Consider the following 12,616-nt stretch of genomic DNA (forward strand, 5'->3'; position numbering starts at 1 on the left):
TGGGGTCTGATTTTTAATTAAAAAACGAACGCCCTGTTTATGGGCGTTACAGAAGATAATTTTTAATATCCAGACTTTAGTCGGTTGATAGTGTATAGGTATGAAAAATCAAATCATATTATTAATAGCAATCATTATATTTAACTCATGTGTAGAGTATCGTACATCAGATACTTCTTCATATTATAAAACACCAGAAGAAATAGGTCGGTTATTAATCAAAGATTTGCTTTCTCGCTCAGAATTAATGATGTATGATACCGAAGATGTTTATGCTGTGCATTATGCCGAAGCTTGTGCCGGATATGGAGCTTTTAAGCTATCTGGACTTCTAAATGATACAGTACTGATAAATAAACTTATGGTACGATATGATAGAGTCATTGAGGATAGCATTCTAAATACGGCCAATCATGTAGATGCAAATGTGTACGGAATACTACCATTAGAACTCTTTATTTATAATAAAAAACAGAAATACTATCATCAGGGAATAGAACTGGCAGATGGACAATGGAAATCGTCATTGCCGGATGGATTATCATCACACACCAGATATTGGATAGATGATGTTTATATGATTAGTAGTTTGCAAGTTCAGGCTTATCGTGCCACTGGAAAAATGATTTATTTGGAAAGAGCAGCATTAGAAATTGATGCTTATATTCAAAAACTTCAACAACCCAATGGTCTGTTTTATCACGGTGTTAATGCGCCTTTCTTTTGGGGACGAGGTAATGGATGGGTAGCTGCTGGTTTAGCTGAATTATTGTCTGAACTTCCGGAAAGTAATCTTCATTACAAGAATATATTGAATGGCTATCAAAAAATGATGAAAACACTGCTGATGAATCAGGATGAGGATGGAATGTGGCATCAATTGATTGATCATAAAGACTCCTTTAAAGAAACTTCTGCAACAGCTATGTTTGGTTTTGCTTTTACCGTTGGTGTGAAAAAAGGACTGCTCAAGGAAGAAATTTACAAAAATGCATATTTACAAGCCTGGAATGCTTTGACTAAATATATAAGTAAAGAAGGGAAAGTTAGCGACGTATGTGTAGGTACTGGTCAAAGTAAGGATATCAATTATTACCTGACACGCCCTAAAAGTATTGGGGATTTACATGGACAAGCACCCGTTTTATGGTTTGCTTATAGTTTAATGACCATTTGAAAAAAGAATTCATAATAGTAGTTTAATACTTAAATTATGAATTCCATTACATTTCCTCATTTTAACTCTTTACAAGTAAAGTTTTTCTTCTTGTTTATCTTTTAGTTCGACTTGTGTATTGACTGATAAAAATCTCGAACCAATAAATTGGCCTAAAACTGCAACTGCAATATAAAAGGGAATCCATATTTTGGGAGTGTCCAACCAAATGCGTAGTGGAATAATAACAGGAATTGAAGCGTGAATAAGTACCCACCACATTATAGTCATCTTTTTATAATTGGTCCTCAACTTTCCCAGAAATATATTTAATATTAAAGATGTAATAGAAACTATTAATATGTTCATCTATTGCTTTTTATTATGGTTCAAATTTACGTATTTCTTTTCTAGATAGATACTTTTCGTATTATCTTCAACAGAAACCAACTATAGGTAATAAATGTTCATATCGTATAATAAAATAGTTTATTGAAAATCTATAATTTCAGTTGTAGGTAAAGATGTTTTAGCATAACCTTTGTTAAAATTTAGCTATTTTATTTCACGAGTTTATGATTATCATACCATATTATATTTGAAATAGAGATATCATTAATTATTTTTGAATGAAGATTAATCTCTAGTATAAGATTAAAAAATGATGATTTATTAAACTATATCCTTAAAAGTATGGGGTCAATAACTAAAATATTAGAATTTGAATTGTTAAGTATTGCAGACTATAAAATCAGAGTTTATACCTTAGTAGCTATACTTTTAATTGTTATTATAACCAAGGGATTATTGTTTATCATTAAGAAAGCCCTTTTTCGTAAATACAAAAATAGAAGGCTCGATACAGGAAATACACATGCATTATATCAAATAATAACCTATGTAATATGGGTCATAGCTATTGGGCTAATTCTTGAGACTATTGGAATTAAAGTAACTGTTTTAATTGCAGGATCGGCAGCACTTTTAGTTGGTGTTGGTTTAGGTTTACAGCAAACGTTTAATGATGTTATTTCAGGAATTATTTTACTTTCAGAAAGATCTATCAGGGTAGATGACATTCTTGAAATAGATGGCGATATAGTTAAAATTCAATCCATAGGATTAAGAACTTCAAAAGGATTAAATACGGATGATATTTCTATTATTATTCCAAATTCATTAATTACAACCAATAAAGTAATTAACTGGAGTCATCAATCCAAAAGAACAAGGTTTAAAATAAATGTTGGAGTAGCTTATGGTAGTGATGTAGATAAAGTAATAAAACTGCTTGAGGAGAGCGCTTTTGAGCATCCTGAAATTTCAGATCGTAATCTTATTGAAGCCAGATTAATTGGATTTGGAAATTCATCATTAGATTTTCAAGTGCTGTTTTTTAGCAATAATATTTTCAGGATTAATAAAGTAAAGAGTGATATTCGAAAGATTATAAACAGGAAATTTAATCAGCATAATGTCACTATTCCCTTCCCACAAATGGATTTACATTTTAAATCAAATGAAACTGATCTATTCATAAAATAGTTATGGTTTAAGGATATCTTAACTAAAATTAGTTTCCATTTTCATGAATATGACATACATTTGTGGTACTGCAAATTTAAAATAAGCATTCAGCTTAATCGAAAATAAAAAATAGTCTGTTATTACTTGTTTAGTTTTAATATAATAACTGGATTATTTATGTTATACGATGAATTATTTCAAACGCTTAAGAGTGCTGTAAACCAGAGTGAAGAGATTGTTGAGGTTGATAACTTTAGAATTATGCATTATGCATTTACTTCGCAATCTACCTTTGTGTTGCCAGGAGATGAAAATCGGTATTGTCAGAAACATTCCCGTAGTTTTACAGCATATTATAATGGCCAGAAAAATGTCGATGATTTCAATCATGAAGTAAATGTGAAGGACAATGAAGTTAGCGAGAATGTCTCTTTCCATTATCAAATTTTAGCACCCAAAGGAGAGCATAAATTGAAGAAAGTGGTTTTCCTGTTTCATGGTTTTAACGAAAAGAGCTGGGATAAATATTTACCTTGGGCAGCAGCCATTGCTGATCGGTTAAATTGCGGAGTTGTCCTGTTTCCTATAGCTTTTCATATGCAAAGAGCACCACAAAGCTGGAGTGAAAAACGCAAAATGTTTGAGTTGAGTAATAAAAGAAAACAGCAATTTCCGAATATTATTAACTCTACCTTATCAAATGCAGCAATTAGTGTTCGCATGCAATCATTACCTCAGCGTTTTATATGGTCAGGTTTACAAACTTATTATGATGTTATACAATTAATTGAAAGCATAAAAAGAGGCGAAAATGAATGGATTGAACCTGATTTTGAGTTTGATATTTTTGCCTATTCTATTGGTGGTTTTCTGGGAGAGATATTATTATTAACTAACCATAAAAATTATTTCTCAAATAGTAAGTTATGTCTTTTTTGTAGTGGTCCCGTTTTTAATCGTCTTTCAGCTGTATCAAAGTTCATTTTAGATAGTGAGGCCAATGTGGCTTTGTATTCCTATTTAGTTGAACATTTTGAAGCCTTTTTAGCAAAAGACAGTTACTTAAATCATTATATGAATGGCAATCATATTGAAGGTAAAGTGTTTAGTGCGATGCTTGAATTTAAACGATTACGAGAGTATAGAGAGTCCTTATTGAAACAGTTTGAGCGTCAGATTTATGCTATTGGTTTAAAAAAAGATACAGTGATACCGGCATTCGAAATTATCAATACATTGAATGGTGCGTATAGGGATATTAATATAAAGGTGGACACGATGGATTTTTCTTTTCCTTATTCGCATGAAACTCCATTCTCCAGCAAAAAGATCATATCTGATGATGTAAATATTGCTTTTAATGAGGTGTTTGACCGGTTCTGTAATTTTTTAAAGGTTTGATATTAGCTACTATATTTCAAATATTCTGAATTGATTTTCAATATTTATATAAGTATCTTTTACTTTATGTAAAAGGATGCTTGTGGTATGTGTGCAAAACTCAAAAAGGCTCTTGGACTGGTAGATGTTATTAGTATTTCATCTGGCGTGATGATTAGTTCCGGTCTTTTTGTTTTGCCCTCTTTTGCCTATGAGCAAACAGGCGCTTCAATGATACTATCTTATTTTATAGGTAGTTTAATGATTATTCCTACCATTTTTACCAAAGCTGAACTAGTTACTGCAATGCCTAAGACCGGCGGGATATTTTTTTTCACAGACAGAAGTATGGGGCCAATGATGGGTACATTGGCCGGCGTTATAGGTTGGTTTTCGTTAGCATTTAAGTCAGCATTCTCTTTATTGGCAGTTGGAATCTTTATTATAATATTAAATCCGGATGTTTCTGATTGGCAAATAAAAATGTTCGCTGTAGGTGTATGTTTGTTTTTTACTGTGATTAATTTGATAGGAGTAAAGTTTGCAGGCAGGTTGCAAACAGGCATTGTTGTTATTTTAATTCTATCACTAATTATTTATGTGGTTGATGGCTTTTATCATGCAGATTATAGTCTTATGGTTCCGTTTGCTCCTCATGGTATAAATGCTGTCTTTAGTACGGCTGGTTTAATCTTTATTTCTTTTTCAGGAACCACAAAAATTGCTTCCATTGCCGGAGAAGTCAAAAATCCCCGTAGAAATTTACCCTTAGGTATGTTTTATTCATGGGGAATTGTATCTGTTTTATATGTATTGGTTGTTTTTATTACAGTTACAGTAATTCCTCCGGAACAACTCGTAAAATCACTCACTCCAATATCCTTAGGAGGTGAAAAAATTATGGGACAGTTTGGACTTATCCTTATGACTATCGCTGGTCTGTTAGCATTTATTTCCACAGGTAATGCCGGTTTATTATCTGCATCCAGAAATCCATTAGCAATGAGTAAGGAAGATTTAATTCCTAAGGGATTTGGTCGTGTTTCGTCTCGTTTTCAAACGCCGTGGATTTCAATTTTAGTAACAGGATTGTTGATGTCCGGATCTATCTTACTACTTGATCTTAAAACCTTTGTTAAAACAGCTTCATCACTGGTATTATTGCTATTCATTATTGCAAATATAGCTTTGATATTTATGCGCGAAGGCAATATAAAACATTACAAACCATCCTTTAAATCTCCACTATATCCATGGATTCAGATCATTGGTATATTAAGTTATTCTTTTCTTTTATTTGATATGGGGGCAGATTCGTTATTGGTTGTAGCTCTATTTGTTGTTGCCGGACTACTTTGGTATCTTATTTATGTTAGGGGAAGAATTAAAAGAGAATATGCATTACTTCATGTTATTGAAAGAGTTACCGGAATTAAACAGACAGACCGATTGTTAGAAGAAGAATTACGTGAAATATTAATAGAACGAGATGAAGTTACACACAAGCGATTTTTTAAATTAATAAAAAACTGTCCCATTTTGGATATAGAAAAAGAAAGGACTGCAGACGAACTGGCGCATAGCGTTGCCAAATTACTTTACAAACCATTAAATTTAGCAAAGAATAAGCTTTATAAACTCATTACTAAAAGTGAAAAAGTCCCTGAAATAATCATTCAATCAGGTATAGCTTGTATGTCGATACCGATTAAAGGACATAATAAGTTTAAAGTTATGATGGTTCGGGATAAGCAAGGTATTATTTTTTCTGATCCTAATGATCCTGTGTATTGTGCTTTTATCATTGTGTATTCTTCAGATGAATGGAATTTTCAATTTCATGCAGTATCTTGGTTTATTGAAATTGCTGAAGTAGAAGATTTTGAAGAGCGATGGTTATCTGCTTTAAATGATCAGGATATTAGAAAGATTATTTTGTCATTATGGGATAGAAGAACTCCCCGGCATGCAGGAACAAATATTTTATCACCTTACTTGTATCACTTCATCTTAGGCAAGAATAAAAGAAAAGAATCTTAATTATTAGGAGTTTTGTTTTATAGTTTTGCAGTATTTAGAATTTAAAATCTAATAATACCCGTTATTTTAAAAATTACTCATTACTTTTGTTAAATTGATAGTGGGGGTGCCAATATTATTAGTGCTGAGATTAAACCCTATGAACCTGATACGGATAATGCCGTTGTAGGAAACTATTCATAGCTTCAATAATTTCAACAGCCTCCATTACTACTTTTTATAACTTAAATTCAATAAAATGATAGATAGAGATCAGTTGAAACATAATCTGAATGCCATTCGTGAAAAATCTCCATTGGTACATAATATTACCAATTATGTAGTTATGAATAATACCGCTAATGCTTTATTGGCTATCGGAGCTTCGCCTGTAATGGCTCATGCCATTGAGGAGGTTGAAGATATGGTAAATATCGCATCTGCTTTGGTTATAAATATGGGAACACTTAGTCCGCAATGGGTTGAAGCTATGATTTTGGCGAGTAAAGCTGCCATAAAAAAAGGTATACCAATTGTTTTTGATCCTGTTGGAGTGGGAGCAACACCATATCGTAATAAAGTTGCTGCCACAATAATAGCAGAATGTAAACCTACAATTATCAGAGGTAATGCATCTGAAATAATGGCTTTGGCTAATGATAATGTTAAGACCAAAGGAGTAGATAGTACAACTTCTTCGAATACAGCGGTTAATTCAGCGAAACTTTTAGCTAAAGAAACTAATGCAGTAGTTGTTATAAGTGGTGAAGAGGATTATATTACAGATGGAAAAACTACCTATAAAGTGAAGAATGGTTCTAAAATGATGCCTTTGGTTACAGGTATGGGATGTACTGCTACTGCAATTGTTGCTGCCTATGCAGCTATTGATAAAGACTATATCAGAGCTTCAGTTTCTGCTATGGCAACTATGGGAATTGCAGGAGAAAAAGCATCTTCAGATTCTAATGGTCCTGGTACAATGCAGTTAAACTTTATTGATGCATTATATAATTTTGATGCTTATACACTTACTCAATTTGCTGCATTTCAGATTGTTGAGGAATGATTGAGATAAAAATATTACCAAAGAAGTATGTTTGACTTAAAATTATATCTGGTAACAGATAGACCATTGTCATTGGGAAGAGATATTGCATGGATTGTGGAAGAAGCTGCAAAAGGTGGAGTTACAATGGTTCAGTTAAGAGAGAAAGATTGTAGTACAAGGGAGTTTGTTGATTTGGCGTGCAGATTAAAAGACAAGTTAAAAGTCTATAATATTCCGTTAATTATAAATGATCGTATTGATGTGGCATTAGCTGCAGATGTGGATGGGGTTCATATTGGGCAGTCGGATATGCCTTATCATATTGCGCGTAAAATATTAGGGAAGGATAAAATTATTGGTTTGTCGGTTGAAACAATGAAACAGGTAGAAGAAGCTAATTTATTGGATGTAGATTATATTGGAATTTCACCTGTTTTTAGTACACCCACCAAAACAGATACATTTAAGCCCTTTGGTATTGAAGGCGTGAAAAAGGTTATGGAAATATCCAAACATCCTGCTGTTGCCATTGGAGGGATTAATACTTCAAATGCTATTGATATATTTAATGCCGGAGCTGATGGAATTGCTGTTGTTTCTGCCATCTGTTCCGCTGAGAATCCCAAATTAGCATCGGAAGAATTGTTAAATCTAATTGATAGTAATTCATAGGTTTTAGTAAATAGTTATCATTCAACCACTAAAAGATTAAGATTAAAAATGAGTTGGACAGAAAAAGCTTGGAAAGCATCTGAATCTATATATAATAAAATACTGGAATTACCCTTTTTACATGAATTGATGAATGGCACTTTACCTGAGGAAAAATTCTATTTTTATTTAAATCAGGATGCGATTTACCTTTCTGAATATGGTAAAATATTGGCAGGAATAGCCACACGTCTTTCAAATAGTGATCATAGAGCTGCTTTTCTGGGATTTTCTACTGATACTATTGCTGTGGAATCAGCTTTGCATGCTTTTTATTTGAAAGATGCTCCTAAAGTAGATTATTCCGGACCTTCGCCAAGTTGTTTATTATATACTGGCTTTTTATCTCAGCAACTTTTATGTTGTCCTGTTGAGGTGGCTATTGCAGCCGTTTTACCCTGCTTTTGGATATATCAAAAAGTAGGAGATTACATATTAGAGCATCAAACAACAAGTGAAAACAGATATCAAACCTGGATAGATACCTATGGTGGTGAAGAATTTGCCGCAGCAGTTACTAAAGCTCTTGAAATTAGCAATACTGTAGCTGAGAATTCTGTATTACAAGATCAAATGACTGAAGCTTTTCAGTATGCATGTAAAATGGAGTGGATGTTTTGGGATAGTGCTTATCGTAAAGAAGATTGGCCCGTATAAATATGAGTCAAAAGTCATTACAGTTAAATGCACAAATAATTTAGCGTAAAAGCGTAGGCATCTATGAGGTTAGTGTATTATTACTTGATACTTATATAAAATTATGCAGTTAAAAGAAATAGGGGAGTTTGGATTTATAGAGCGTTTTAAACCACATTTTAATGATCTGTTAAGTGGGGATATTATTGGAATTGGAGATGATTGTGCCATTATTCCGGCAAATGAAAATGAGGATTGGATTGTAACCACAGATTTATTGATGGAAGATGTGCATTTTCTACGTCAGTCTATATCTCCTTTTCAGTTGGGATATAAATCTTTGGCAGTCAATTTAAGTGATATTGCTGCAATGGGAGGAACACCAATCGGTTCATTTTTGTCTATTGCCATACCTAAAGATTTAGATGTTGAATATCTTGATCGGTTTATGGAAGGATACCATAAATTATCCCAAAAATACAATACTGCTTTATTAGGTGGGGATACTACAAAATCACTGAAACATCTGGCAATAAATGTTACTGTAATCGGTAAATGTTCGAAGGGTAAAGCACGAAAAAGAAGTGATGCAAAAATAGGAGATGTTATTTGTGTGACTGGTAGTTTAGGTGATTCAGCAGGAGGATTACAATTGTTATTAGATGGAGTTAGAACAAATACTTTTCATGACTACCTTTTGAATAAACATCATCAACCTGAACCTCAAATTAAAGAAGGAATTTTTCTGGCAAAAGAAAATGGAGTAAACGCCATGATGGATATTTCGGATGGAATCTCATCTGACCTTAAACATATATTAAAAGCCTCTAAAGTTTCTGCGGAAGTTGATATTCAGAGCATTCCAATTTCTGACGAATTGAGGAACGAATCGGTAAAATACAATTGGAATGCTATTGAAAAAGCAACAAGCGGCGGAGAGGATTACGAGTTGTTATTGACAGTTGATCCTAAGGATTATGATAGGGTTAGTAAAGATTTTAAAATGCAATTTCTAAAACCATTAATTAAAATAGGAACGATTACAGAAGGCAATCCTGAAATAAATTGGACCGATAAAGGTAAAATAATAGAGTTATCAGCATCAGGCTTTAATCATTTTAAATAATAATAAACCATGCAATACAATACAGTACTAACCATAGCAGGAAGTGATTCCGGAGGGGGAGCAGGAATTCAGGCTGACATTAAAGCCATCTCTGCAAATGGGTGTTATGCAGCTTCGGCAATTACTGCTGTAACGGTTCAAAATACAGTAGGAGTAACGGATGTTCATCCAATTCCTTTAGCAATCTTAGATGGACAAATAAGAGCTGTTTTAAGTGATATAGGTGCAAAGGCTATAAAAATTGGGATGCTTCATTCTTCTGAAGTGATTCAGGTAATTAAAAAGTGTTTGGAGGATTTTAAGTCTGAAAATATAGTTTTAGATCCGGTAATGGTTTCAACATCAGGTCATAAATTAATTCAGGATGAAGCGATAGAAACCCTGAAAAAAGAATTGCTTTACGAAGCCAGAGTGATAACTCCCAATATTCCTGAAGCAGAGATTTTATTAGGTCGCAAGATTTCAGGACAGGAAGAATTACCTGAATTAGCTAAAGCATTATCAAATAACAGAAGTGTTTCGGTATTGTTAAAAGCGGGTCATTTAACAGAAGATGAATTAACAGATGTATTTTATAATGCAGAAACGGATGAAATTATAAAGCTAACGTCTAAAAGATTAGAAACTGTAAATACACATGGAACAGGATGTACGCTTTCATCAGCAATTGCAGCACAACTGGCAAAAGGTTTACCTCTGAATGAGGCTATAATTAATGCCAAAAATTATATTAATGAAGCCATTATTTATGGAGCAGATTATGAAATAGGTGAGGGACATGGTCCTGTTCATCATTTCTATAAGTTCTGGAAATAAGAATAAAAAAAAAGAGGATGTTTTTGATTTACATCCTCTTGTCAGTTATTATTAAATTTAGTTTTCTTAGAAAATACTTTCATTTTCTATTTTTATTTTTCTCTTTGAGTAGTTGATTGCTGTGATAAACTTTTATAATCATCATTTTGTAAACTTGGCATTCTTCTGTTATAAATAGTTTCTACAGTTACAGCTTTAATCTCTCCGTTGTACTCTTGGTACCCCCAGCAATTTGGACAATTATTCATAATAGTTTGTTTTTTTAGGTTATACTTAAATTTCTATTTGTTTTATTGTTATAACAAAGATGGTGTGTTTGTTTATATTAATCAAATCAATTGGATCTATACGAGTATTGAAATTATCTATACTTATAACGATATTACTACAGGCCAGTTGAATAATTAGTGTAAAAATTCTATTTTAGAACAATAAAAACGCAACCGATCTAATTTTACTCCATCAAACCAATAGTTTTCTATACTTCATAAACGTAAAAAGTAATAGAACCATCATATAAAAAAACTAATATTAAAACTATGAGACGATTTAAATTTTTATTGATTAAACGGTACAATGCTGTATTGGCAGTTCTTTTATCATTACTAGGATTTTCAACGGCATGTGATAATGGTGAATCTCCGGTGGAATATGGAGTTCCATATGCTACATTTATTGTAAGTGGAAATGTAAAAGATGAAGCTACAAACAATAATATATCGGATGTTAGAGTTGTATTAAATACGGATACAGCTTATACCGATGCTTCTGGTAATTATGAAGTTTCTTGTGTGGAATTTCCCGAAGATCAAACTTTTATCGTAGAGTTTGCTGATGTGGATGGAACCACAAATGGAGCATATGAGGCTAAAGATCAAACTGTAGAATTCATTGATCCTGAGTTTTCAGGAAGTTCGAAATCATGGGATTCTGGTGATACAGAAATGGAATTAAACGTAAAACTGAAAGCAAAAGAATGAGTGTAACTAAAATTCCATTAAAAAAGAAGATAGCTTTAAAGTTATATACAAAGTATAAATCCAACGAAAAACGACTTCATCAATTAAATTATATTCTTTGGGAATGTACTTTACGATGCAATTTAAATTGTATTCATTGTGGTAGCGACTGTAAAAAGGATGCTAAAGTTATGGACATGCCCCGTGAAGATTTTCTTAAAGCTTTGGATGAGATCACTCCTGTTGTCAATCCTAATAAAACAATGATTGTTTTAACTGGGGGCGAAGCTATTCTAAGGAAAGATATTAAAGAGGTTGGTAAAGAGCTATATCAGCGAGGTTTTCCCTGGGGTGTGGTTTCTAACGGAATGGGTTTGGATCAACAAATGCTTTCAGGATTAATGAATTCAGGAATAAGGGCTGTTACCATTAGTCTGGATGGCCTGGAAGAATCTCATAATTGGTTAAGAAATCATCCTAAAAGTTTTAAAAATGCAGTTAATGCATTAAAGTTACTTCGGTTAACTTCTTATGTAAAGTATGATGTGGTTACTTGTGTTAATCAGAAAAATTATGATGAACTACCCGAATTTTATCAGTTTCTGCAAAGTATAGGCGTTAAAGAGTGGCGAATTTTTACAGTCTTTCCTATTGGTCGTGCAAAGCATAATGAATTGTTGCAACTAAAGCCTAAGGATTTTAAAGGTCTGTTTGATTTTATTGCCAAAGTAAGAGAAGAAGGGAAAATTAAATTGAATTATGGTTGTGAAGGCTTTCTGGGGGATTACGAAGGAAAAGTGAGAGATAATTTCTTTTTCTGTCGTGCAGGAATTAATGTAGCCTCCGTTTTAGTTGATGGTTCTATTTCTGCATGTCCTAGTTTACGAGATAATTTTATTCAGGGTAATATTTATAAGGACAGTTTTAAAGATGTTTGGTTAAACAAATATCAAATGTATCGTGATAGAAGCTGGACCAAAACCGGAGTTTGTTCCAATTGTGAGCATTTTAAATATTGTGAAGGAAATGGAATGCATTTACGAGACGAAAAAACAGGCGAGTTGCTGTTTTGTCACTTAAAAAGAATAGAAGAAGGAGAAAAATGTTCTTCTGAAAAAAAATAATATATCTCCAATAATAAAGGCTATCCTATTGGGATAGCCTTACTCACCTTGTTAACTTATTCCGAAGATTTCCCTAAGTGTAGTCGGAATTACCTACAATTCGTTTATTGA

At 32.8% G+C, this 12,616-nt stretch carries 13 protein-coding genes and 1 riboswitch; of the genes, 11 read left to right on the plus strand and 2 right to left on the minus strand.

The features are described 5' to 3' along the window. Window positions 1-100: 100 nt before the first annotated feature. The gene (locus tag OM075_RS10860; protein ID WP_301190536.1) at window positions 101-1,177 is read left to right on the plus strand and encodes a glycoside hydrolase family 88/105 protein; all 1,077 of its coding nucleotides are present in this window, start codon (window positions 101-103) and stop codon (window positions 1,175-1,177) included. A gap of 69 nt (window positions 1,178-1,246) precedes the next feature. Here OM075_RS10860 and OM075_RS10865 read toward each other — a convergent pair whose 3' ends face one another. Next, the gene (locus tag OM075_RS10865) at window positions 1,247-1,525 is read right to left on the minus strand and encodes a hypothetical protein (RefSeq protein WP_301190537.1); all 279 of its coding nucleotides are present in this window, start codon (window positions 1,523-1,525) and stop codon (window positions 1,247-1,249) included. Window positions 1,526-1,849: 324 nt separating this feature from the next. Between OM075_RS10865 and OM075_RS10870 the strand changes: the two genes are divergently transcribed. The 8 genes from OM075_RS10870 to thiD all read left to right on the plus strand — a co-directional run bounded on the left by OM075_RS10870 (window position 1,850) and on the right by thiD (window position 10,422). Beyond that, complete coding sequence (locus tag OM075_RS10870) at window positions 1,850-2,701, plus strand: mechanosensitive ion channel family protein (protein ID WP_301190538.1); 852 nt, start codon at window positions 1,850-1,852, stop codon at window positions 2,699-2,701. A 159-nt stretch (window positions 2,702-2,860) separates the two neighbouring features. Then, a complete protein-coding gene (locus tag OM075_RS10875) occupies window positions 2,861-4,084 on the plus strand; it encodes a DUF6051 family protein (RefSeq protein WP_301190539.1) in 1,224 nt (407 codons plus the stop codon). Window positions 4,085-4,171: 87 nt separating this feature from the next. Continuing rightward, on the plus strand, window positions 4,172-6,103 hold the full coding sequence (locus tag OM075_RS10880) for an amino acid permease (protein ID WP_301190540.1): 1,932 nt from the start codon (window positions 4,172-4,174) through the stop codon (window positions 6,101-6,103). A gap of 92 nt (window positions 6,104-6,195) precedes the next feature. Further along, a riboswitch (TPP riboswitch) is annotated at window positions 6,196-6,292 on the plus strand. 49 nt (window positions 6,293-6,341) lie between these two features. Next, the gene (thiM, locus tag OM075_RS10885; protein ID WP_301190541.1) at window positions 6,342-7,151 is read left to right on the plus strand and encodes a hydroxyethylthiazole kinase; all 810 of its coding nucleotides are present in this window, start codon (window positions 6,342-6,344) and stop codon (window positions 7,149-7,151) included. A gap of 27 nt (window positions 7,152-7,178) precedes the next feature. Next, window positions 7,179-7,805, plus strand: a complete 627-nt coding sequence (thiE, locus tag OM075_RS10890) for a thiamine phosphate synthase (protein WP_301190542.1) — start codon at window positions 7,179-7,181, stop codon at window positions 7,803-7,805. A gap of 48 nt (window positions 7,806-7,853) precedes the next feature. Continuing rightward, window positions 7,854-8,501: a TenA family protein gene (locus tag OM075_RS10895; RefSeq protein ID WP_301190543.1), complete on the plus strand. Its 648-nt coding sequence runs from the start codon at window positions 7,854-7,856 to the stop codon at window positions 8,499-8,501. A 103-nt stretch (window positions 8,502-8,604) separates the two neighbouring features. Continuing rightward, a complete protein-coding gene (gene thiL, locus OM075_RS10900) occupies window positions 8,605-9,606 on the plus strand; it encodes a thiamine-phosphate kinase (protein ID WP_301190544.1) in 1,002 nt (333 codons plus the stop codon). A gap of 9 nt (window positions 9,607-9,615) precedes the next feature. Then, window positions 9,616-10,422, plus strand: a complete 807-nt coding sequence (thiD, locus tag OM075_RS10905; protein WP_301190545.1) for a bifunctional hydroxymethylpyrimidine kinase/phosphomethylpyrimidine kinase — start codon at window positions 9,616-9,618, stop codon at window positions 10,420-10,422. Window positions 10,423-10,514: 92 nt separating this feature from the next. On the opposite strand, the gene OM075_RS10910 is transcribed toward thiD, so the two are convergent. Continuing rightward, window positions 10,515-10,670: a hypothetical protein gene (locus OM075_RS10910; RefSeq protein ID WP_301190546.1), complete on the minus strand. Its 156-nt coding sequence runs from the start codon at window positions 10,668-10,670 to the stop codon at window positions 10,515-10,517. Window positions 10,671-10,961: 291 nt separating this feature from the next. On the opposite strand from OM075_RS10910, the gene OM075_RS10915 reads away from it, so the two are divergent. Both OM075_RS10915 and OM075_RS10920 read left to right on the plus strand, forming a co-directional pair. Further along, window positions 10,962-11,402 carry a radical SAM-associated putative lipoprotein gene (locus OM075_RS10915; protein WP_301190547.1) on the plus strand — a complete coding sequence of 147 codons (441 nt, stop codon included), beginning with the start codon at window positions 10,962-10,964 and terminating at the stop codon, window positions 11,400-11,402. Continuing rightward, window positions 11,399-12,505, plus strand: coding sequence for a TIGR04133 family radical SAM/SPASM protein (locus tag OM075_RS10920; protein WP_301190548.1), 1,107 nt, complete (start codon window positions 11,399-11,401; stop codon window positions 12,503-12,505). The genes OM075_RS10915 and OM075_RS10920 overlap by 4 nt, the downstream gene beginning before the upstream one ends. Window positions 12,506-12,616: the final 111 nt, after the last annotated feature.

The organism is Plebeiibacterium sediminum, from assembly GCF_026013605.1.
GTDB classification, from domain to species: Bacteria; Bacteroidota; Bacteroidia; order Bacteroidales; family Marinilabiliaceae; genus Saccharicrinis; species Saccharicrinis sediminus.

What these genes read in the sequence shown, in the direction of transcription:
- OM075_RS10860 (WP_301190536.1), top strand. Translation starts at nt 101, where the DNA reads ATGAAAAATCAAATCATATTATTAATAGCAATCATTATATTTAACTCA.
- OM075_RS10865 (WP_301190537.1), bottom strand. Translation starts at nt 1,525, where the DNA reads ATGAACATATTAATAGTTTCTATTACATCTTTAATATTAAATATATTT.
- OM075_RS10870 (WP_301190538.1), top strand. Translation starts at nt 1,850, where the DNA reads ATGGGGTCAATAACTAAAATATTAGAATTTGAATTGTTAAGTATTGCA.
- OM075_RS10875 (WP_301190539.1), top strand. Translation starts at nt 2,861, where the DNA reads ATGTTATACGATGAATTATTTCAAACGCTTAAGAGTGCTGTAAACCAG.
- OM075_RS10880 (WP_301190540.1), top strand. Translation starts at nt 4,172, where the DNA reads ATGTGTGCAAAACTCAAAAAGGCTCTTGGACTGGTAGATGTTATTAGT.
- thiM (WP_301190541.1), top strand. Translation starts at nt 6,342, where the DNA reads ATGATAGATAGAGATCAGTTGAAACATAATCTGAATGCCATTCGTGAA.
- thiE (WP_301190542.1), top strand. Translation starts at nt 7,179, where the DNA reads ATGTTTGACTTAAAATTATATCTGGTAACAGATAGACCATTGTCATTG.
- OM075_RS10895 (WP_301190543.1), top strand. Translation starts at nt 7,854, where the DNA reads ATGAGTTGGACAGAAAAAGCTTGGAAAGCATCTGAATCTATATATAAT.
- thiL (WP_301190544.1), top strand. Translation starts at nt 8,605, where the DNA reads ATGCAGTTAAAAGAAATAGGGGAGTTTGGATTTATAGAGCGTTTTAAA.
- thiD (WP_301190545.1), top strand. Translation starts at nt 9,616, where the DNA reads ATGCAATACAATACAGTACTAACCATAGCAGGAAGTGATTCCGGAGGG.
- OM075_RS10910 (WP_301190546.1), bottom strand. Translation starts at nt 10,670, where the DNA reads ATGAATAATTGTCCAAATTGCTGGGGGTACCAAGAGTACAACGGAGAG.
- OM075_RS10915 (WP_301190547.1), top strand. Translation starts at nt 10,962, where the DNA reads ATGAGACGATTTAAATTTTTATTGATTAAACGGTACAATGCTGTATTG.
- OM075_RS10920 (WP_301190548.1), top strand. Translation starts at nt 11,399, where the DNA reads ATGAGTGTAACTAAAATTCCATTAAAAAAGAAGATAGCTTTAAAGTTA.